This is a genomic window from Nonomuraea sp. NPDC049504 (assembly GCF_040676845.1).
Taxonomy (GTDB): domain Bacteria; phylum Actinomycetota; class Actinomycetes; order Streptosporangiales; family Streptosporangiaceae; genus Nonomuraea; species Nonomuraea salmonea.
On record NZ_JBFAPT010000051.1, the window covers coordinates 14,952 to 36,904 of the forward strand.

The 21,953-nt window shown below is 72.3% G+C and carries 15 protein-coding genes; 11 read left to right on the plus strand and 4 right to left on the minus strand.

From position 1 onward, the window contains the following. Positions 1 to 410: 410 nt before the first annotated feature. The 6 genes from AB0K28_RS49160 to AB0K28_RS49185 all read left to right on the plus strand — a co-directional run bounded on the left by AB0K28_RS49160 (position 411) and on the right by AB0K28_RS49185 (position 9,947). Positions 411 to 2,858, plus strand: coding sequence for a glycoside hydrolase family 3 N-terminal domain-containing protein (locus AB0K28_RS49160; RefSeq protein WP_364384864.1), 2,448 nt, complete (start codon positions 411 to 413; stop codon positions 2,856 to 2,858). Then, positions 2,842 to 3,864 carry a substrate-binding domain-containing protein gene (locus AB0K28_RS49165; protein WP_364384867.1) on the plus strand — a complete coding sequence of 341 codons (1,023 nt, stop codon included), beginning with the start codon at positions 2,842 to 2,844 and terminating at the stop codon, positions 3,862 to 3,864. The genes AB0K28_RS49160 and AB0K28_RS49165 overlap by 17 nt, the downstream gene beginning before the upstream one ends. 357 nt (positions 3,865 to 4,221) lie before the next feature. After that, the gene (locus AB0K28_RS49170) at positions 4,222 to 5,379 is read left to right on the plus strand and encodes an FAD-dependent oxidoreductase (RefSeq protein ID WP_364384870.1); all 1,158 of its coding nucleotides are present in this window, start codon (positions 4,222 to 4,224) and stop codon (positions 5,377 to 5,379) included. Between the two features lie 112 nt (positions 5,380 to 5,491). Next, entirely contained in the window at positions 5,492 to 6,883 is a 1,392-nt protein-coding gene (locus AB0K28_RS49175) for a DJ-1/PfpI family protein (RefSeq protein WP_364384873.1), read from the plus strand. A 264-nt stretch (positions 6,884 to 7,147) separates the two neighbouring features. Continuing rightward, positions 7,148 to 8,845, plus strand: coding sequence for a serine/threonine-protein kinase (locus AB0K28_RS49180; protein WP_364384875.1), 1,698 nt, complete (start codon positions 7,148 to 7,150; stop codon positions 8,843 to 8,845). A 112-nt stretch (positions 8,846 to 8,957) separates the two neighbouring features. Beyond that, on the plus strand, positions 8,958 to 9,947 hold the full coding sequence (locus tag AB0K28_RS49185; RefSeq protein ID WP_345403234.1) for a hypothetical protein: 990 nt from the start codon (positions 8,958 to 8,960) through the stop codon (positions 9,945 to 9,947). 26 nt (positions 9,948 to 9,973) lie between these two features. Here the strand turns inward: AB0K28_RS49185 and AB0K28_RS49190 are convergent, their stop codons facing one another. Both AB0K28_RS49190 and AB0K28_RS49195 read right to left on the minus strand, forming a co-directional pair. Beyond that, positions 9,974 to 11,464: a sugar ABC transporter ATP-binding protein gene (locus AB0K28_RS49190; RefSeq protein ID WP_364384880.1), complete on the minus strand. Its 1,491-nt coding sequence runs from the start codon at positions 11,462 to 11,464 to the stop codon at positions 9,974 to 9,976. 77 nt (positions 11,465 to 11,541) lie between these two features. Beyond that, complete coding sequence (locus tag AB0K28_RS49195) at positions 11,542 to 12,342, minus strand: DeoR/GlpR family DNA-binding transcription regulator (RefSeq protein ID WP_345403237.1); 801 nt, start codon at positions 12,340 to 12,342, stop codon at positions 11,542 to 11,544. A gap of 165 nt (positions 12,343 to 12,507) precedes the next feature. Between AB0K28_RS49195 and AB0K28_RS49200 the strand changes: the two genes are divergently transcribed. From AB0K28_RS49200 to AB0K28_RS49220, 5 genes are all read left to right on the plus strand, one after another. After that, positions 12,508 to 15,033 (plus strand): PA14 domain-containing protein, encoded by a 2,526-nt coding sequence (locus AB0K28_RS49200; RefSeq protein WP_364384884.1) that lies wholly within the window; start codon positions 12,508 to 12,510, stop codon positions 15,031 to 15,033. 73 nt (positions 15,034 to 15,106) lie between these two features. Continuing rightward, positions 15,107 to 16,174, plus strand: a complete 1,068-nt coding sequence (locus AB0K28_RS49205) for an ABC transporter substrate-binding protein (RefSeq protein WP_364384887.1) — start codon at positions 15,107 to 15,109, stop codon at positions 16,172 to 16,174. A 1-nt stretch (position 16,175) separates the two neighbouring features. Next, entirely contained in the window at positions 16,176 to 17,696 is a 1,521-nt protein-coding gene (locus AB0K28_RS49210) for a sugar ABC transporter ATP-binding protein (RefSeq protein WP_364384890.1), read from the plus strand. Beyond that, positions 17,689 to 18,660 (plus strand): ABC transporter permease, encoded by a 972-nt coding sequence (locus tag AB0K28_RS49215; RefSeq protein ID WP_364384893.1) that lies wholly within the window; start codon positions 17,689 to 17,691, stop codon positions 18,658 to 18,660. Before AB0K28_RS49210 ends, AB0K28_RS49215 begins: the two co-directional genes overlap by 8 nt. Next, complete coding sequence (locus tag AB0K28_RS49220; protein ID WP_345403258.1) at positions 18,657 to 19,610, plus strand: ABC transporter permease; 954 nt, start codon at positions 18,657 to 18,659, stop codon at positions 19,608 to 19,610. The genes AB0K28_RS49215 and AB0K28_RS49220 overlap by 4 nt, the downstream gene beginning before the upstream one ends. Positions 19,611 to 19,632: 22 nt before the next feature. Here the strand turns inward: AB0K28_RS49220 and AB0K28_RS49225 are convergent, their stop codons facing one another. Beyond that, positions 19,633 to 20,601, minus strand: a complete 969-nt coding sequence (locus tag AB0K28_RS49225; protein ID WP_364384896.1) for a pirin family protein — start codon at positions 20,599 to 20,601, stop codon at positions 19,633 to 19,635. Positions 20,602 to 20,639: 38 nt separating this feature from the next. After that, the gene (locus tag AB0K28_RS49230; protein ID WP_364384899.1) at positions 20,640 to 21,761 is read right to left on the minus strand and encodes an MBL fold metallo-hydrolase; all 1,122 of its coding nucleotides are present in this window, start codon (positions 21,759 to 21,761) and stop codon (positions 20,640 to 20,642) included. Positions 21,762 to 21,953: the final 192 nt, after the last annotated feature.

A 21,953-nucleotide genomic window follows, 5' to 3' on the forward strand; every position in this document is an offset into this window, starting at 1 on the left:
GAGACGAGGCTGAGAAAGTTGCGGCGAGAGGTAGTCCTGGACTCCACGCTGATCTCCGTACGTGAGTGCCGCGGGCTGGGGGTCGCGGCTCGTTGATCATCGGATGCGATGGCCGGCGGTCGTGGATTGGCACCTTAGTGCCACTCTTCCACTCCTCCTAGTGTCAGCTCATCGAAACATTTTCGACATGACCGCGGGGGTCGCCAATCTAGGTTTCGGGAATAGTGGTGTCAAGAGGTTGTCGATCAGACAAACATCTGGCGTTCTGATGAGGCGCGTGTAAGGTACTACCGCGCGTGCTCTTAGCTGGAGGTCTGGGACAGCGACGGTCACGCGCCGAGGTCGGCACCGCTGGCGAAACGTCTTCGAAAAGTTACGAAAAGACCGCACCTCTTTAAGGAGCGCAGTACATGACGGCTCTAGATCGGACCCCCACGGCGAACCGGGCGCTGCGCCCGTGGCAGGACCCGGCGCTCGCCGTGGCCGACCGAGTCGAAGCCCTCCTTGCCGAGCTGACCCTGGAGGAGAAGATCGGCCAGCTCGGCAGCAGGTGGGTCGGCAACGACATGAGCCAGGCCGAGGAGCCGGAGCCGGGCGCAGAGCCGCTCAACGTGGCCCCCATGCAGGACGTCTTCGCCGCCTCCGGCACCATCCCGCTGGAGGAGGCCGCCCGGCACGGGCTCGGCCACCTGACCCGCGTCCACGGCAGCGTCCCCGTCACGCCGGAAGAAGGCGCGGCCGAGGTCGTCCGCCAGCAGCGGATCGTGATCGAACGCTCCCGGCTCGGCATCCCCGCCATCGTCCACGAGGAGTGCCTGACCGGCTTCACCGCCTACGGCGCCACCGTCTACCCGGCCGCCATCGCCTGGGCCGCCACGTTCGACCCCGGCCTGGTCGAGCGCATGGCCGCCGCCATCGGCCGCGACATGCGGGCCGTCGGCGTGCACCAGGGGCTCTCGCCGGTGCTCGACGTCGTGCGCGACTACCGATGGGGGCGGGTCGAGGAGACCATGGGCGAGGACCCGTACCTGGTCGCGACGCTCGGCGCCGCCTACGTACGCGGGCTGGAGAACGCCGGGATCATCGCCACGCTCAAACACTTCGCCGGCTACTCCGCCTCCCGCGCCGCGCGCAACCACGGGCCCGTGCCGATGGGCAGGCGCGAGCTGCTCGACATGATCCTGCCCACCTTCGAGACCGCGATCGCGCTCGGCGGCGCCCGCTCGGTGATGAACTCCTACTCCGACGTCGACGGCGTCCCCGCCGGCGCCGACCCGTGGCTGCTCACCGAGGTGCTGCGCGACGACTGGGGCTTCACCGGCACCGTCGTCTCCGACTACTGGGCGGTTCCGTTCCTGACCACCATGCACCGCGTCGCCGCCGACACCGGCGAGGCCGGCGTGCAGGCGCTCACCGCCGGCATCGACGTCGAGCTGCCCGACACCCTCGGCTTCGGCCAGGACCTCGCCGACCGGGTACGCCGCGGCGAACTGGACGAGGAGCTCATCGACCGGGCCGTGCGCCGCCTGCTCACCCAGAAGGTCGAGCTCGGGCTGCTCGACCCCGGGTGGACGCCCGAGCAGTCCGTCGCCGGCGCCGCGGACGTCGACCTCGACTCGCCCGCCAACCGCGCACTCGCCAGAGAGCTGGCCGAGCGCTCGATCATCCTGCTCGACGCCGGCACCGCGCTGCCGCTGCTCGGTGAGGGCCGCGCCGCGCCGCGCCGCGTCGCCGTCGTCGGGCCCGCCGCCCACGACCCCCGCACGTTCATGGGCTGCTACGCCTTCCCCAACCACGTGCTGCCCCGCCACCCCGGACTCGGCCTCGGCATCGAGGCGCCCACCGTGCTCGACGCGCTCACCGCCGAGCTGCCCGGCGCCGAGCTGCGCTACGAGAAGGGCTGCGAGGTGCGCGGCGACGACCGCTCCGGCTTCGCCGCCGCCGTCGAAGCCGCCCGCGACGCCGACGTGTGCGTGGCCGTGGTCGGCGACCTGGCCGGGCTGTTCGGGCAGGGCACCTCCGGCGAGGGCTGCGACGCCGAGGACCTGCGGCTGCCCGGCATGCAGGCCGACCTGCTCGCCGAGCTGGCCGCCACCGGCACGTCCGTGGTCGTCGTCGTGGTCTCCGGACGGCCGTACGCGCTGGGCGAGATTCGTGACGGCGCCGCCGCGCTCGTCCAGGCGTTCATGCCCGGCGAGGAGGGCGGCGCCGCCATCGCCGGCGTGCTGTCAGGCCGCGTCCAGCCCACCGGGCGGCTGCCCGTGCAGATCCCGCGCGTACCGGGCGGCCAGCCCGGCACCTACCTGCAGCCGCCACTCGGCACCGACAGCCACGGCATCAGCAACCTCGACCCCACGCCGCTGTTCCCCTTCGGCCACGGCGCCTCCTACACCACCTTCGAGGTGACCGGCCTGCGGCTCAGCGCCACCGAGGTGCCCACCGACGGCGAGTTCACCGCCACCGTCACCGTGCGCAACACCGGCGGGCGGGCCGGCGAGGAGGTCGTCCAGCTCTACCTCAACGACCTCGTCGCCCAGGTCACCAGACCCGTCCAGCAGCTCACCGGCTACGCCAGAGTTCCGCTCGAACCCGGCGAAAGCGCCGACGTCACCTTCCGCATACACGCCGACCGCACCGCCTTCACCGGGCGCGACCTGCGCCGCGTCGTCGAACCAGGCGACATCGAGGTGCTGGCCGGCACGTCGGCCGCCGACCTGCCGTGCCGCGCCGTCGTACGATTGACCGGCCGGACCCGCCACGTCGGCCACGACCGCCGGCTCGTCACACCCGCGGAGGTGAGCGCCGGCGCGGCCGCCGGACAGTCTCGGCAAGGGGGTGCAGATGCCGCCCAGTCCTAGACGTGCCACGCTCGCGACGGTCGCGGCGTCCGCAGGGGTGTCGGTCGCGACCGTCTCCAAGGTGCTCAACGGCCGCAGCGACGTCTCGCCGGCCACCCGCTCGCTCGTGCAGTCGCTGCTGCAGCAGCACGACTACGTCGCCCCGGCGCCGCGCCGCGAGCAGGCCGGGCTCGGCATCGTCGAGGTGCAGTTCGACACCGACCTCAACGCCTACTCCACGGAGATCATCCAGGGCGCCGTCGAGGCCGGGGCCGAGGCCGGGGTCGGCATCGTGGTCAGCATCAGGGGCGGCCAGGCCCGCACCACCGCCTGGGCGCGCGGCCTGGTCGCCGCAGGGCGGCGCGCGCTGATCGCCGTCACCAGCGAGCTGACCGCCGGGCAGCCCGCCGCGCTCAACCGGGCGCGGCTGCCGCTCGTCCTCATCGACCCGCTCAACCTGCCGCGCACCCGGGTGACCAGCATCGGCTCCACCAACTTCGCCGGCGGGCTGGCCGCCACCCAGCACCTGCTCTCGCTCGGCCACCGGCGCATCGCCTACGTCGGCGGGCCCGCCACCGCCGCGTGCAACCAGGCGCGGCTGCACGGCTACCGGGCCGCCATGGAGGCCGAGGGGGCGCCCGTGCTGCCCGGCTACGTGCGCTCCAGCCACTTCCACTACCAGGACGGCGTCGAGGGCGGAGCCGCCGTGCTCGACCTGCCCCACGCGCCGACCGCCATCTTCGCCGGCAGCGACGAGATGGCCGTCGGCATCATGGAGGCGGCGCGGGAGCGCGGGCTGCGCATCCCGGAGGATCTGAGCATCGTCGGCTTCGACGACACCCAGATCGCCAAGGTCACCTCGCCCCCGCTGACCACCATCCGGCAGCCGCTCCGCGAGATGGGCCAGGCGGCCCTCCGCACGGCCCTGCGGCTGGCGGAAGGCGAACGCGTGGACTCCCACCACGTGGAGCTGGCCACCGAACTGGTGGTCCGCGGCTCCACCGCCCCCGTCCCCCACCGCCTCTGACCCACCGTCCCACCTCTCCCCGGCTTTGGCCGGGGAGAGGTGTAGGGGGTAGATGTTCGTCTCGAATCCCCTTCCCGCCCGCTACCAGACGCCGATTTCGGCGGTTGCCGGGCGGCGGTGGTTCGCCTCCGCTCCTTGGCGAGATCGACCCTGCTTTCTTGGCAGGGTCACCTCTGACTCTTCCGCCGAAAAGTTTCGGTCCTCCAGAACTTCTTCCCATACCGTCTCGGCTCTTCTGACCTGGTGATTCTGCGCCCGGCCACACTGCTCCGGGATTCGCGGACGGGCTGCGCCTGGCGAAACCGTTTCGGGTTTTCGCCGGTGGCGGGAAGAGGGACCGGGTGGGGGTGGTTGAGGGTGAGCGTGGAGGAGAGTGCGGTCGTCGTCATCGGGGCTGGGCAGGCCGGCCTGTCCAGTGCGTACTTTCTGCGGCGGTTCGGGGTCGAGGCCGTCGTGCTCGACGCGGAGGACGGGCCCGGCGGGGCGTGGCGGCACCGGTCGCCCTCGCTGACGATGGACAAGGTGCACGGCATCTTCGACCTGCCGGGCCACCCCAAGCCCGCGGACGGCGGCGGGGTGCGGCCCGCCGCCGAGGTCGTGCCCGCGTACTTCGACGCCTACGAGCGGGCGGCCGGGCTGCACGTCGTGCGTCCTGTGCGGGTCACGTCCGTGCGCGAGGGCGCCAGGGGGCGGTTGCTCGTCGCGACGGACGCGGGGGAGTGGTCCGCCGCCGCGCTGGTCAACGCGACCGGTACGTGGACCCGTCCCTACTGGCCGTACTACCCGGGGGCCGCCACGTTCGCCGGCCGCCGGCTGCACTACGCCGACTATCGGGGGCCGGCGGAGTTCGCGGGGCGGCGGGTGGTCGTGGTGGGCGGCGGGACATCGGCGGCGCACGTCCTGTCGGAGATCGCGGGGGTGGCCGCCGCGACCGCGTGGGTGACGCGGCGGCCACCCGTCTTCCGTGACGACGACTTCGGCGAGGACGCCAGGCGCGAAGCCGTCGCCATGGTGGAGGACCGCGTACGCGCCGGGCTGCCGCCGCAGAGCGTCGTCGCCGTGACCGGGCTCACCTACAGCACGGTCGTCCGTGAGTCGCTGGCCAAGGGGGCTCTGCACCGGCGCCCGATGTTCCGCCGCATCACCGAGACCGGCGTGGAGTGGGACGACGGCACGTTCCTGGCCTGCGACACCATCGTCTGGGCCACCGGGTTCCGCTCGGCGCTCGACCACCTCGCACCCCTGCGCCTGCGGGAGCCGGGCGGCGGCATCCGCGTCGACGGCACGCGGGTCGTCCGCGACCCCAGGGTGCAGCTGGTCGGCTACGGCCCCTCGGCCAGCACGATCGGCGCCAACCGCGCCGGCCGCATGGCCGCCCGCGAAGTCCACCGCCTTCTCACCACCACCCCCGCCCCTCCGGCCGCCGCGCTCGCGCCTTCGGCGGTTACCTTCGCGCATCCACCCGCCACCCCCGCACCTGAGGCGGCGGCCTCCTCTGCGCTTCCGGCTGCCTGAGGTCGTACCAGCGGAAATGTCCGCTGGATGTCCGGTTCATGTCCTTGTCCCCAAGGCACTGGTCGAACACCATCTCGGGTGAGGCTCATAGGCGCCGGGAAGAGGGGCGATCATGCGAGGGGTTGCGCCGGGGGACGCGCGCGGCGGGCGGCGCGACGAGAAGGTCCGTAGGCGCCGGTTCACCGTCCGGGGCAGGTGGGTCAGAACGGCGGCGGTCGTCCTGGTCGCGCTGCTGGTGCCGGCCGGGGTGTCGGCGGCCAGCACGATCGGCAGGTTCGGCGACATCTACCGGGCACGCCCCGACGCCGTCTCCGCCGAGCCCGCCGCCAAGCCCCACGACCCGGCCAAGCCCACCGTCGCCTTCCTCACCGGCGGCAACGGCACCAACGCCGCCGACCTGCTGGGCCCGTACGAGGTGCTGGCGAGCACCGGCCGCTTCAACACCTACGTCGTCTCCGCGGGCCCCCGGCTGATCACCCTGACCGGCGGGCTGGACGTCGTCCCCGACCTGACGTTCGAGGAGTTACGGCAGCTCCTCACCGGGCGCGGCGACACGCTCGACGCCGTGCTCGTCCCCGCCATGGAGCAGCCGGAGCCCGCCGAGCTCGCCGCCATCAACGCCTGGCTCAGGCAGCAGTCGGCGGCCGGCGCGCTGACCGTCAGCGTCTGCAACGGCGCGCGTGCGCTGGCCCGCAGCGGCCTGCTGGACGGCCGCCCCGCCACCTCGCACTGGCTGCGCATGCGCGGCCTGCGCGCGGACTTCCCGGCGGTGAAGTGGCAGAGCGGCCTGCGGTACGTGGACGACGGCGACGTGATCACCGCGGCCGGCGTGCTGTCGGCCATCGACGGCGCCCTGCGCATCGTCGAACGCCTGGCCGACATGGACACGGCCCGCCAGGCGGCCGACGCCGTGCACTGGCGGCACTACTCGCCGGGAGCGCCCGCGCGCATGCCCGTCCAGGGGCTGGACCTGGCGGATCTGGTGGCCCCGCTCAACTCCTCCTACCAGACCCGCCCGTCGGCCATCGGCGTCCAGCTCGTCGAGGGCGCCGGGGAGCTGGAGCTGGCGTCGGTGTTCAACGGCTACACCGAGCAGTCCGTGGTCGGGCACACGATCGCGGTGGGCGACGGCCCCATCCGCTCCGAGCACGGCCTGACGTTCGTCCCCCGCAGGACCCTGGCCGCCGCGTCCGGCGACCTCGACCGGCTCCTCGTCCCGGGCCACGAAGCCGCCCGCGCCCAGGCGGCGGGCACGGGAAGGCCGGAGTACGTCCACCCGGCCGACGAGTTCGCCTTCGACGCGGTGATCCGCGACATCGCCCGCACCTACGACGTGCCGACCGCCCGCTTCGCCGCCAAGACGCTGGAGTACCCGGTGATGGACGTCGAGCTGCGCGGCGGCGCCTGGCCGTGGCGCGAGACGCTGGTCTTCGCCCTGCTCATCCTGCTGGGCGTGGCCCTCGCCCTGGGCACGGGCGCGGTGGCCCGCCGCCTGCGCACCTGAAGCGTCCTCATGCGCTCCTGGCGCGACGCGACCTACTACGCGATGGGTTCGCCGAGCCACAGGAGAGCCGGCGCGCAAGGTGGGACCGCCGCACAGAAGGTTCGGCGGGCACGGGCCCCGGCGCCGTCCGCCGAGGGGTCCGTGGGCTACTACGCGGCATAGTGTCCATACCGATCCGATCACTGTGGTGAAGGGGGTCGACACGTCCGGTGACGTCAGGTTAGCGTCCCCCTATAAGGATCTTTATCCGGTCAGGAGGGCTCCATGGAGGTTCCCGGCTACACGGAGATCCGGGAACTGGGTCACGGCGGGACCGGCCGCGTGATGCTCGCCGTCCGAGACTCCGACGGCTCACAGGTCGCGATCAAGCACCTCGCCGAGCCGCTGCGCGACGATGAGGCGTTCGTGGCGCGGTTCAGGGAAGAGGCGCGGCTCATCCGGGAGATCGACAGCCCGCACACCGCGCGCGTGCTCGACTACGTCGAGGGCGACGACGACGCGGTCATCGTGATGGAGCTGGTCGACGGTCTCACGCTGCGGCGGCTGCTGGCCGGCGAGGGCGCGACGGGCCCGCAGGCGGCGCTGGCGGTGCTGAAGGGCTCGCTGCTCGGCCTGGCGGAGGCGCACCGGCACGGCGTCGTGCACCGCGACTTCAAGCCAGAGAACGTGATGATCACCCAGGACGGCGACAGCAAGCTCGTCGACTTCGGCGTGGCGGCCAAGGTCGGGGAGACGGCCGCGCTGGCGGGCACGCCGTCGTACATGGCGCCCGAGCAGTGGGACGAGGCCCCGGCCGGGCCCGCCACCGACGTCTACGCCGCCACCCTCGTCTTCTACGAGTGCCTGACCGGCCACCGCGCCTTCCACGGCGAGAACATCGCCGCCCTCGCCTACCAGCACCAGCACCTGCCGCCGCCGATCGACGACATCGCGGCGCCGCTGCGCCCGCTGATCGAGCACGGCCTGGCCAAGGAGCCGGCACGGCGGCCGGAGTCGGCGCTGTCGTTCCTGGAGGAGCTGGAGGAGACGGCGCGCACCGCGTACGGGGACGACTGGGAGGCCCGTGGCCGCGCGACCCTGGCGTTACTGGCCGTGCCGCTGGCCGGGCTGCTGCCCAACCCGCCGCCCGCCCCCGAGCCTGGCACGGGCACGAGCCTGTTCCACAACGCGCTGTCGCCGGCCGGGAAGCTCGCCATGACCGGCGGCCTGGTGGTGGCGACGGCCGCCGCGGTGGTGTCGGCGTTCGCGATCCTGGGCGACGCGCCCGCGCCGCGCAGCGTGGCCGTGCCGCCGCCCAGCGTGGCCCCGCCGGTCACGCCGGCGCCCTCCTCGCCTGAGCCGCCGGAGCAGGCCGCGACCCCGACGACGACCCCGACGACGACCCCGACGACGACACCGACGACGGGGCCGAGCACGGAGCCGACGCGCACCGAGGAGCTCCCTCTTGCGAGTGAGCCGGCCGTGGTGACGCCGCCGGCGGGCCGCCCGGCGGGCAGCGCGCCTCCCCGGGCCAGCAGGCCGACCGCCCAGCCGACCAGTACGGCTTCCCGGCCCACGCAGCGCCCCACGACCACGAGGCCCACCAGAGAGCCGACCCGCAGGCCGACCACGACGAGCGGCCCCACCAGGAGGCCCCCGACGACCGCGGCGCCCACCACCGTCCGGCCGACCCCGCCGCCCCCTGCCGGCGACCCGCCCGACCCGCCGGGCAATCAGGAGCCGCCGCCCGCGACGAACCAGCCGGACCCGCCCCGCGAACGGGAGCCGCTGCTGTCGGTCTCGGTGAGCGTCTCGCTCGGCCTGCCGGTGCTGAGAGGCGGCGACCGGCTCGTGGACGCCGACATCGGGCTCGGCCTGGGCACCAGCCTGCTGGGGTTCGTGGTGGTGCCGGGCTCGGTGCTGCTCGGACGGCACATCGTGGTCCGCAGAGTACGAAAAGGCCGTGATCACGAAATATTGTGACTTGCGGGTGGGGAGGCTTGATCCTCTACTATCGTGCGTCGAATAGAGGGCGCCCCCCGGCCTGAACCGCTCATGCCCGGATCCTGCCCTGTGGCCCGGGGTAAGGAGAAGCGTGGCGGAAGCCTCCCCCGTCCGTACGTCCCTGCTCTGCATCGTCCTCGCCCAGCTGCTGCTGGTCACCGCGGTCCCCGCGCACGCCGCGCCCAAGCCGACGGCCAAGCAGCTCAAGAAGGAGCTGGCCACGATGCAGAAGGACGCCGACAAGCTCATCACCGACTACTACGCCTCCCGCGTCGCCCAGCAGCAGGCGGACAAGGAGGCGAAGAAGGCGAGCGAGCGGCTGGCAGAGGCGCAGGAGACCTACGACCGCCACTCGACGGAGCTGCGGGCCATCGCGACGGCGGAGTACATGGGCGGCACGCCGGGACCGCTCGCCATCCTCGTCAGCGGGCAGAGCGGCGGCGACCCCGCGCGACTGCTGAACAGGATGGCGCTCTCCCAGCACCTCATCGACGGCCAGGACGCCAGGCTGCGCGGCCACGCTCAGGTCAGGGACGCCCGCGCGCGGGCCGAGGAGGAGGCGGCGGCCAAGGCCGAGGAGCTGAAGCGCACGGTCGGCGAGCTGGAGCGGCGCAAGAAGAAGGCCGAGAAGCAGATCGAGAAGATCAAGGACAGGATCGACCTGCTCTACACGGCGCCGGGGGTGCGGCGTCCCGACGGCACGTGGGTGCCGCAGCTGCCGGACGGGCCCGACAACATCACGCCCAGGATGCGGCTGGTCAGGCAGCTCATCCAGGAGCGGTTCGAGGTGCCGTACGGGATCGGGTGTTACCGGCCGATCCAGGACGGCGGCGAGCATCCGCTCGGGCGGGCCTGCGACTTCATGCTGAGCCGCGGCGGCGCGATGCCGTCAGGGGAGGAGCTGAAGCGCGGCGACGAGATCGCCGCCTGGGTGATCAAGAACGCGAAGCGGCTCGGCATCATGTACGTCATCTACCGCCAGCGCATCTGGCACGCCAGGACGGGCGTGTGGCGGGTGATGTCGGACCGCGGCGGCACGACGGCCAACCACTACGACCACCCGCACGTCTCGGTCTACTAGTCCCTGGTCTACTAATCCCTGGCCTGCTAGTCCTTGGCGAGGGCGGCGAGCAGGCGGTCCTCGGTGACCTCGGGGCCGTTGAGCTGCTCGGTGATGGCCCCGTCGCGCAGCACGACGACGCTGTCGCAGTTCTCCACCAGCTCGCTCACGTCGGAGGAGATGAGCAGGATGGCCAGCCCGTCCACGGCCAGCTCGTCCAGCAGGGCCTGCATCTCGACCTTGGTGGCGACGTCGACGCCCCTGGTGGGCTCGTCGAGCAGCAGCACCTTGGGGTGCATGGCCAGCCACCTGGCCAGCAGCACCTTCTGCTGGTTGCCGCCGGACAGCTCGCCGGCCGGCTGGCGGGGAGAGACGGCCTTGATGCCGAGCCGCCGCATGAAGGTCGCGACGATGTTGTCCACCTGCGCGTCGGACACGATGCCGGCCCGCGACAGGCGGGGGAGCGCGGCCAGAGCGATGTTGTCGCGCACCGACAGGGTGGGCACGATGCCCTCGGTCCTGCGGTTCTCCGGCACCAGGCCGATCCCGGCGCGTACGGCGCTCCTGATCGACCACTTGCGCACCGGCGCGCCCGCGACGGTGAGCTGACCGGCGTCCACCGGCAGCACTCCGGCGATGGCGCGGGCCGTCTCGCTGCGTCCGGCGCCGAGCAGCCCGCCGAGGCCGACGACCTCGCCGGCCCGCATGGCGAGCGACACGCCGTCGAGCATGTGGTGCCTGGTCAGGCCCTTGGCCTCCAGGACGGGCGCGTCACCGGGCGGGTCGGGCTCGCCGGCGGGCAGGGGCGGCGCGGCGGGGTGGAAGGGGCGGCCCAGCATGAGCGAGACCAGCCGCAGCCGGTCGAGCCCGGCCAGCGGCCCGGTGTGCACGACCCGGCCGTCGCGCAGCACGGTGACCCGGTCGCAGATGCCGTAGAGCTCCTCGAGGCGGTGGGTGACGTAGATGACCGAGCGGCCCTGCTCGCGCAGCCGGGTCACCGCGCCGAACAGCACCTCGAGCTCGCCGTGGTCGAGCGCGGTGGTGGGCTCGTCCATGATGACCAGGCGGGCGTCGGCGGAGGCGGCCCGCGCGAGCGCGACGATCTGCCGCGCGCCCTCGCCGAGCGAGCCGAGCGGGCGGCGGACGTCCACCTCCAGCCCGTACGCCGCCAGCACCTCCGCGGCCCTGGCGTGCACGGCGGCGGAGTCGATCAGCCCGAGCCGCCCCCGCGGCTCCCTGCCGAGCAGCAGGTTGCGGGCCACGCTCATGGTGGGGACGAGGTTGGTCTCCTGGTGGATGGTGGCGATGCCGGCCTTCCTGGCGTCGGCGGGCCCGGCGAAGCGCACCGGCTCGCCGAGGAAGCGCAGCTCGCCCGCGTCGGGCGGGTAGACGCCGGAGAGCACTTTCACCAGGGTGGACTTGCCCGCGCCGTTGCCGCCGATGAGGGCGTGCACCTCGCCGGCGCGTACGGACAGGGTGACGTGGTCGAGGGCGGTGACACCCTGGAACGCCTTGAGAACGCCAGCCACCTGCAGCACGGTTGCCTCCGCCTCGATGGTGGTCGAGGAAGGAAACAATATAGTAACGGGCTTGTCACATTCGATCAGTGCGCCGATCAGAACTGGGCGACGTGCAGCCGTACGCCGCGCGCGCTCAGCTCGTCGAGCACGTCGCGGGGCGCGGAGTCGTCGGTGACCAGGTGGTCGATGCGGTCGGGCGGCACGGTCTGCACCATGGTGTCGACGCCGACCTTGGTGTGGTCGGCCAGCACCACGACCTCCTCGGCGGCGGCGGCCAGGGCCCGGTCGACGCCCGCGACCTGCATGTTGGGCGTGGACAGGCCGCGCTCGGCGGTCAGGCCGTTGCCCGAGATGAACGCCCTGCGCACCCGCAGCCCGGCCAGCGAGTGCTCGGCCGCGCTGCCGACCAGGGCGAGGATGGAGCCGCGCAGCGTGCCGCCGGTCAGCATCACCTCGACGCGCGGCGAGCCGGCCAGCACCTGCGCGACCAGCAGCGAGCTGGTCACCACGGCCAGCTCGGAATGCCTGGTCAGGCGGCGGGCGAACTCCTGCGTGGTGGTGCCCGGCCCGACCACGATGGCGTCGCCGTCCTCGACGAGCGCGGCGGCGAGGTCGGCGATGGCGGCCTTCTCGGCCGACTCCAGTGACACCTTGTGCGCGTAGCCGGCCTCGCGGGACAGCTCGCCGGGCAGCGTGGCGCCGCCGTGGTGGCGGTTGAGCAGGCCCTCGGACTCGAGCGCGCGCAGGTCGCGGCGGACGGTGACCTCGGAGGAGTGGACGGCCTGGGCCAGCTCGCGCAGCGACACGGCGCCGTTGGCACGTACCAGCTCGAGGATGCGCTGGCGGCGTTCGGCGGCGAACACGGGCCTGCGTCCGTCGCTCTGCGTGTCGCTCACGGGGCCGATCATAGTCGACAGGCCAACATGAGTTCACCTCTGACCGAACGAGAACGAATTTGATCGGAAATCTTGACCGGCTCGGTCCGGCGGTGCTTACTTTGGAGCGTGTCAGGGTCAAAAGCTGTCCGAACCTGATCGGCGCCTTCCGAAAGGACACTCCCCGTGCGTAAGCGCCTCGCGTTGCTGCTGGCCGTACTGATGTCCGTGTTATGGCAGCTGCCGGCACCCGCCTCCGCCGGAACGGCGGCCCTTCCCGAGCGGAACGGGCTGCGCGGCGACTACTACCTCGCCTCAGGGGCGGGAAAATTCGACTTCGCCGAGCTCAAGGCGAGCATCATCGACCCGAAGCTGGAGCTGACCGACCTCAACCCCGTCTTCCAGCTGCTGACCGGCAGGGAGGACGACGTCTCGGTCCGCTGGACCGGGCAGATCACCCCGGAGTTCTCCGAGACCTACACTTTCTCGATCATCGGTGACAACGGCTTCCGCCTCTGGGTGGACGGCCAGGTGATCATCGATCACTGGGTGGACGACTGGGACATCGAGCAGACCGGCACCCCGATCGCCCTCGAAGCCGGCCGCGAGTACGACATCAAGGTCGAGTACTTCGAGCACTACGGCGGCGCCAACCTGCGCCTGCGCTGGCAGAGCCCGAGCCAGCCGAAGGCCATCGTGCCCACCGAGGCGCTCACCGTCCCGGCCGACTTCCAGCCGGACGGCCCGTACGACGCCCGGCTCAACACCACCGGCGACGTCGTGACGCTCACCTACCCGCAGCCCCTCGCCCCGCTGCCCGGCGGCGCGGCGGAGAAGCTCGCGCTGACCGTCGGGGCCGCCGCCTGGCCGGTCACCTCGGTCGAGCAGAAGAGCCCGGAGACCCTGGAGCTCACGCTCAAGTACCCGGTCCCGGCCAAGGCCGGCGGCACCGTGCGCACCTCCTACGACGGCAGCGGCGGCATCACCTACGCCGACGGCACCCCGCTGGCCGCCTATCCGTTCGCGAGCGTGGTCAACCTGTCCGCGTACGTGCTCAAGACCCGCTGGACCGACGAGGTCGACAAGAACGACCCGCTGCCCGAGTACCCGCGGCCGCAGCTCGTCCGCGACCGCTGGCGCAGCCTCAACGGCGTCTGGCAGTTCGCCACGGCCAAGGAGGGCGAGGCCGCGCCCATCGGCCGCACCCTGCCCGAGCGGATCACCGTGCCGTACCCGGTCGAGTCGCAGCTGTCCGGCATCGGCCGGCACGAGGAGCGCATGTGGTACCGGCGCACGTTCGAGGTGCCGCGCTCCTGGAGCGGCGAGCGGCTGATGCTGCACCTCGACGCCGTCGACTGGGACGCCGCCGTCTACGTCAACGGCAAGCGCGTCACCACCCACAAGGGCGGCTACGACCGCATCAGCGTGGACGTCACCGGCGCGCTCAAGCGCAAGGGCCCGCAGGAGCTGGTCGTCGGCGTGTACGACCCGACCGACCGCGGCGCCCAGCCCGTCGGCAAGCAGCGGCTGGAAGCCGGCAACATCTGGTACACCCCCGTGTCCGGCATCTGGCAGACCGTCTGGATCGAGCCGGTCGGCAGGGACCGCGTCGACCGCGTCGACACCACCCCCGACGTGCGCGGCCAGGCCGTGGACGTCACCGTGCACGGCACCCCGGGCACCGCCACCGTGATCGTCAGGGACGGCCGCCGCGTCATCGGCACCGCGCACGGCAAGACCGGCAAGAAGCTGCGCGTCCCCGTGCGCAAGCCCAAGCTCTGGTCGCCGGACAGCCCCCACCTGTACGACCTGGAGGTCAGGCTCAAGGGCGACAAGGTCGAGTCGTACTTCGGGATGCGCGAGATCACCCTGTCCGGCAACCGGATGCTGCTCAACGGCAAGCCGGTCTTCCAGATCGGCCCGCTCGACCAGGGCTTCTGGCCGGACGGCATCTACACCGCGCCCACCGACGAGGCCCTGCGCCACGACCTGGAGCAGACCAAGGCGCTCGGCTTCAACGCGGTGCGCAAGCACGTCAAGGTCGAGCCCGACCGCTGGTACCACTACGCCGACAAGCTCGGCCTGCTGGTCTGGCAGGACATGCCGTCGGCCTTCAGGACCGACGACAGGCAGCAGTTCGAGACCGAGCTGCGCGCGATGATCGACCAGCACAGGAGCAGCCCGTCGATCGTCATGTGGGTGCCGTTCAACGAGGGCTGGGGCCAGTACGACCAGGCCCGCATCGCCGACCTCGTCAAGAGCTGGGACCCGAGCCGCCTGGTGAACAACATGAGCGGCGTCAACTGCTGCGGCGCCGTGGACGGCGGCAACGGCGACGTCAAGGACTTCCACATCTACCCGGGCCCCGGCAACCCCGGCAAGCCCGAGGGCGACCGCGCGACCGTGATCGGCGAGTACGGCGGCCTGGCCCTGCCGCTCGTCGGCCACACCTGGTCGGGCGGCGGCTGGGGCTACGCGGTAGAGCCCGACCCCGAGGCCCTCACGAACCGCTACGTGGGCATGGTCGAGGAGCTGGCGCGGCTGCACGCCTGCGAGCAGCTCAGCGCCGCCATCTACACCCAGACGACGGACGTCGAGACCGAGATCAACGGCCTCATGACGTACGACAGGGCGATCACCAAGCCCGACGTCAAGCGCCTCCACGACGCCCACAAGGCGCTGACCAGCGCGATCAACCCCACCTGCGACTGAACCACCGCCGCGCCCCGGCCCTGCGCGAGGGCCGGGGCGCGCACCGGCAGGACCTGATAAGAAGGGAACCGCGATGACCCCCCATCTCCGGACGGCCGCCCTGACCCTGGCCGTCCTCCTCACCGCGACGGCCTGCGCCAAGGCGGAGGAGCCGCAGGGCGCGCCCGCCCCCACCGGCACCGCGGGGCGGCAGGTCGTCCAGACACCTGCGGGCACGGCCGGCCCGACCTGCACGCTGGAGCAGTTCGGCGGCACGAAGTTCGACCTGAAGACGGCCACCGTGGGCTTCTCCCAGTCGGAGAAGGAGGCCAACCCGTTCCGCATCGCGGAGACCAAGTCGATCAGGGACGAGGCGGCCGAGCTCGGCATCGGCGACCTCAAGGTGACCAACGCCCAGTCGCAGTTCTCCAAGCAGATCACCGACGTGCAGCAGCTCATCGCCCAGGGCGTGCAGCTCCTGGTCATCGCGCCGCTCAACTCCGACGGCTGGGAGCCGGTGCTCCAGCAGGCCGCGGCCAAGAAGATCCCCATCATCACGGTCGACCGCAAGATCAACGCCAAGCCGTGCAGCGACTACCTGACCTTCATCGGCTCCGACTTCTACGAGCAGGGCAAGCGCGCCGCCGACCGGATGATCGACGCGCTCGGCGGCAAGGGCAAGGTCGCCATCCTCCTCGGCGCCCCCGGCAACAACGTCACCACCGAGCGCACCAACGGCTTCAAGGACCGCGTCAAGGAGAAGGCGCCGGACATCACGATCTCGTTCGAGCAGACCGGCGAGTTCGCCCGCGAGAAGGGCCAGCAGGTCACCGAGCAGCTCATCCAGTCCAACCCCGACATCAACGGCATCTACGCCGAGAACGACGAGATGGCGCTCGGCGCGGTCACCGCGCTCAAGGGCGCGGGCAAGGAGCCGGGCGACATCAAGATCGTCTCGGTCGACGGCACCCGCAGCGCCGTCCAGGGCATCGTGGACGGCTGGCTGCACGCGGTCATCGAGTCCAACCCGCGCTTCGGGCCGCTGGCCTTCGAGACCGCGCAGAAGTTCCTCGACGGCGAGGCCATCCCCGACAAGGTGATCATCTCCGACCGTGACTACGACACCACCAACGCCAAGGACTCCCTCGGAGAGGCGTACTGAGGTGGAAGCGGTTCTCGAGGCCCGCGCCGTCAGCAAACGCTTCCCCGGCGTCCTCGCGCTCGACGGCGTGTCCCTCGCCCTGCGTCCTGGCGAGGTGCACGCCCTCGTCGGCGAGAACGGCGCCGGCAAGTCCACCTTGATCAAGGTGTTCACCGGCGTCTACCGCCCCGACGAGGGCGAGCTGCGCTATCAGGGCGGCACCGCCGCCTTCGGCAGCCCCATGGAGGCGCAGCGGGCCGGCATCTCCACCATCTACCAGGAGGTCAACCTCGTCCCCATGATGTCGGTGGCCCGCAACCTGCTGCTCGGCCGCGAGCCGCGCGGCAGGTTCGGCGTCATCGACGCCGCCGCCCTGTACAGCGAGGCCGAGCGGGTGCTGGCCGGCTACGGCGTCGAGACCGACGTCCGCCGCCCGCTGCGCACGCTCGGCGTCGGCGCCCAGCAGATGGTGGCCCTGGCCCGCGCCGTCTCCGTGGACGCCCGCGTCGTCATCATGGACGAGCCCACCTCCTCCCTGGAGCCGCGCGAGGTCGAGACGCTGTTCGGCGTGATCAGGCGGCTGCGCGACAGCGGCATCGCCGTCATGTACGTCAGCCACCGCCTCGACGAGCTCTACCAGGTGTGCGACCAGGTCACCGTGCTGCGCGACGGCCGGCTCGCGCACACCGGGCCGCTGGCCGCGCTCGACCGGCTGAAGCTCATCGCCCTCATGCTGGGCCGCGACCTCGACGAGGTCCGCGCCCAGGGCGTGACCCGCTTCAGCCGCGACCGCCACGGCTCCGGCGCGGACGCTCCCGTGGTCGAGGCCCGCGGCCTGACCCGCAGGCACGTGCTCGACGGGGTGAACGTCAGCGTCGAGCCCGGCGAGGTCGTCGGGCTCGGCGGCCTGCTCGGCGCGGGACGTACCGAGACCGCCAAGGCCATCGTCGGCGCGCTGCCGCTCGACGGCGGTCAGGTGCTCGTCGCCGGGCTGCCGCTGCGCGGCGGCTCCACCGCCGCCGCCATCAAGGCCGGCGTCAGCCTGCTGCCCGAGGACCGCAAGGCCGAGGGCATCATCCCGACGCTGTCCGTCCGCGAGAACATCGCCCTGGCCGCCCTGCCCGCGCTCGGCCGGGCCGGCGTGGTGTCCGAGGCGAAGATCGACCGGGTGGTCGAGATCTTCATGCGGAGGCTGAGGATCAAGGCCGCCTCGCAGCACCAGCTCGTCTCCGAGCTGTCCGGCGGCAACCAGCAGAAGGTGCTGCTGGCCCGCTGGCTCGCCGTCCGGCCCAAGGTGCTGCTGCTGGACGAGCCCACCCGCGGCATCGACGTCGGCGCCAAGGCCGAGGTGCAGGCGCTGATCGACGAGCTGGCCCAGGAAGGGCTGGGCGTGCTGCTCATCTCCTCCGACCTGGAGGAGCTGGTCGAGGGCGCCGACCGGATCCTCGTGCTGCGCGAGGGCACGGTCGTGGGCGAGCTGTCCGGCGACGAGGTGACCGAGGAGAGGATCATGGCGACGATCGCGGAGCAGGCCGATGGCTGAGCTGACCTCCAGGGGGAGCGCCCGGGTCGCCGTGCTCAAACCCCAGGTGTACGCGTGGGTGCAGGACTACGGCGTGTACGCGGCCGTCCTCGTGCTGCTGCTGTTCAACGTGCTGTTCACCCCGCACTTCCTCGACGCCTCCAACTTCCGCACCCAGCTCGTCCAGGTCACCCCCATCGTGATCGTCTCGCTGGGCATGGCGCTGGTCATCGGCACCCAGGGCATCGACCTGTCCGTCGGGTCCGTGATGGCGCTGGCCGCCGCGCTGACCGTGCTCTACCTCGGTTACGGCTGGCTGCCCGCGGTCATCGTGGCCGTCATCGGCGGCGCCGTGGTGGGCGCGGCGGGCGGGGCGCTGGTCGCGTACGTCGGCGTGCAGCCCATCGTCGCCACGCTCGCGCTGCTGGTCGGCGTGCGCGGCCTGGCCAACGTGCTGGTGCCGCAGCTCGTCGAGTTCCGCAACCCCGACCTCATCGCGCTCGGCAGCAGCTCCGTGGCCGGGATCCCGGTCATCGTGCTCATCGCGGCGGCGCTCACCGTGATCGTGCTGTTCGTGGTGCGGCGCACCACGTTCGGCCGGCAGGTCGTCGCCATCGGCGGCAACCGCTCGGCCAGCGAGCTGTCCGGCCTGCCCGTCAAGCGGGTGCTGCTGATCGTGTACGTGATCTGCGGCCTGCTCGCCGCCCTGGCCGGCGTCCTGGCCACGGCCCGGTTGCAGGCCAGCGACCCCACCTCGCTCGGCCTGTTCATCGAGCTGTCGGCGATCACCGCCGTCGTGGTCGGCGGCACGCCGCTGACCGGCGGCCGGATCAGGGTGCTCAGCACGGTCATGGGCGCGCTGCTCATGCAGCTCCTGGCCGCCACGCTGATCAAGCACAACCTCCCGCAGTCATGGACCCAGATGGTCCAGGCGGTCATCATCCTGGCCGCCGTCTACGCCACCAGGAAGCGGGGGACCCGATGAACCGCGAACAGGTGAGCAGGCTGCTCCAGCAGCACGGCGCCGTCATGGTGCTCGGCCTGCTGGTCGTCGTGGGCAGCCTGGCCTTCGACTCCTTCGCCACCACCGCCAACGCCGCCAGCGTGGTCGTCTCCTCGTCGTTCCTCGCGATCATCGCCGTCGGGATGACGTTCGTGATCATCAGCGGCGGCATCGATCTGTCCGTCGGGTCGCTGTTCGTCCTCGGCGGCGTGCTGGCCGCCTACGGCTCCCAGTACGGCCTGCTCGTGGCGCTGCTGCTGCCGCTCGCCGTGTGCGGGGTCGTCGGGCTGCTGCAGGGGCTGGTCATCGCGCGTACCGGGATGGCGCCGTTCATCGTGACGCTGGCCGGGCTGCTCGGTGTGCGCGGGCTGATGCTGGCCATCTCCGACGAGGGCGCCACCACGTACCTCGTCGAGGACCGCGCCTTCGCCACGCTCGGCCAGGGCGAGATCCTCGGCCTGTCCTACCCCGTCTACCTCACCGCCGCCCTCGCGCTGCTCGCCATGGTGCTGCTGCAGCGCACCGGATTCGGCCAGAACGTCTACGCCATCGGCGGCAACGAGCAGGCGGCGGCCCTGATGGGCGTGCCGGTCGTGCGGACCAAGGTGTACGTGTACGTCATGTCCGGCCTGCTGGCCGGGCTGGCCGGCGCGCTCAACGCCGCCCGGCTCTCCTCCGGCGTCACCATCCTCGGCATCGGCCTCGAACTCGACGCCATCGCGGCCGTCGTGATCGGCGGCACCCTGCTGACCGGCGGCGCCGGCGGCATCACCGGCTCCGTGGCCGGGGTGCTGCTGCTGGGCGTCATCCAGAGCCTCATCAACCAGGTGGGCAACCTGACGTCGGCGTTCCAGCAGGTGGTCAGCGGCCTCTTCCTGGCTCTGGTGGTGGTGGCCCAACGCCTCCTCAGCAAGGCCCAGCGCCTCACCTGACCCCCCACCTGATCGGGGGCGGTCAGCGGACGCGGCCGCGGGGCTTGAGGCGGGTGCCGGGGAGGACCGGCGCGGGCAGGGGCGCGCCGTCGAAGCCCTCGACGACGCCGAAGCCCTCGCCGTCCATCCACTCCTTGCGGTACGCGGCCACCTCCTCGTGGGAGCGGCCGACGAAGTTCCACCACATGACGATCTCCTCGGCGAACGGCTCGCCGCCGATGAGCAGCACCCGGCCGCGGCCCGGCAGGCGTATCGAGGTGCGGCCCGGCGGCACGTACACCAGCGGGCCCCGCTCCACCCCGGCCACCTCGCCGTCGAGCAGCAGCAGCCCGTGCTCGAAGCCCGGCTCCAGCGGCACCTCGGCGGTGCCGTCGATCGCCAGCTCGGCTCCCACGAGCGGGGTGTAGGCGGTGGCGGGCGAGGTCACCCCGCCGAGCGTGCCCATGAGGACGCGGGCCCGGTGGCCGGTGCCGTCCAGCACGGGCGGCTCGGGGTGGTGCTCGAAGGCGGGCGCGGTGTGGCGGTGCTCGCCGGGCAGCGCCACCCACAGCTGGACGCCGTGCAGCACGGTCTGCGGCGACTCCTCCGAATGGGAGATGCCGCGGCCGGCCGTCATGAGGTTGAGCTGGCCCGGCCGGACCTCCTGCAGCGTGCCCAGGCTGTCGCGGTGCAGCACCTCGCCCTCGACCAGCCAGCTCACGGTCTGCAGGCCGGTGTGCGGGTGGGGCGGCACCCGCATGGTGGCGTGCTGCGGCCCGTACGCGTCGACGAAGCACCACGCGCCGATCATGCGGCGGTGCACGCCCGGCAGGGTCCTGCTGACCGTCATCGCCCGGGGCCCGCCCAGCGGCACCTCCCGCCCGATCAGGACCTCCCGCTCGTCCGGCGCGTCAGGCGCCGGGACGGCCGCCCCTTCCGCCTCGATGGCGGGCCCGCCGGCCGGGCCGGCGGTGCAGCGGATCTCGCGGGGGTCCCGTTCCAGGTTGCTCACGCCCGAACTCTACGTCGTGGCGCTGCGCGGGCGACGACTCAGGTGAGCATCTCCCACCAGCCCTCGACCGTGGGGGCGGCGGAGGCGTCCACGGCCTCGCCGGGACGCGGGACCGCGATGCGGACGTCGCGGGCCTTGGCCTCGCGCCACAGCCGGTCCACCGGCTCGGCCCAGGGGTGCAGGGCGAGCGTGAACGTGGCCCAGTGCACCGGCAGCAGCAGCTTTCCGCCCAGGTCGAGGTGGGCGTTGACGGCCTCCTCCGGGTTCATGTGGATGTCCGGCCAGGCCGGGCTGTAGGCGCCGATCGGCATCAGCGTCAGGTCGAACGGGCCGTGCTTGCTCCCGATGCCCCGGTAGCCCTCGAAGTAGCCGGAGTCACCCGCGTAGAACACCCGCTTGGTGGGCCCGGCCACCACCCAGGAGCCCCACAGCGTGTCGTTGCGGCTCAGGGTGCGGCCGGAGAAGTGGCGGGCCGCCGTGGCGGCGAAGCGCAGCCCCGCCACCTCGGCCTCCTCGTCCCAGTCCAGCTCGATGATGCGGTACGCCGCCACGCCCCACCGCTCCAGGTGCGCCCCGATGCCCAGCGGCACGATGAACGGCGCCTTCTGCGTCCTGTTGAGCCTGCGCACGGTCTCCATGTCGAGGTGGTCGTAGTGGTCGTGGGAGATGGCGATCGCGTCCACCTCGGGCAGCTCGTTCAGCTCCACCGGCACCGGGTGGTGCCGCTTGGGGCCGACGAACCGCGTGGGGGAGACCCGGCGGCTCCACACCGGGTCGAACAGCACCCGCCTGCCCTCGATCTCCACCAGCGTGGAGGCGTGGCCGTACCAGACCGCGCGCACGCCGTCGGCGGGCGGCGCGTCGGCCGGCGGGATGCGCAGCGGGATGGGACCTGCCGGGTGCCGCTGCTCGCGGTCCTGGGCGAACTCGCCGAGCATGCTGACGGGCGGCCCGGACGGCACGGTCGCCGCCCCGGGCATCGGATTGACGAACGCGCCGTCCCTGAACTGCGCCGAGCGCCTGATCCGCGCCACCCGGTCGGGCCCCGACCGCAGCGGCCGCATGCCCAGCTCGGCGGGAACCTCGCGCAGCGCCCAGCCGGCCGCGGCCAGGACCGCGCCGCCCGCGAGGATCCGCCGTGCCGTCCGCATCCCTGCCATCGCTCACACTCCCCTGGAAGATCTCTCACGTCCCGATCGGTGTGAACGGGACTCCCCGGTGTTCTACACCTACGATATATCGCGATAGGTCAGACGGGCGTGATCGCTCCACCGGCGTTGACCGAATCCGGCCACCGCCGGGGCGCGCCCGCGTAGGGGCGGCGTGCGCGGCGATGCCGGGCCCCGTCACCG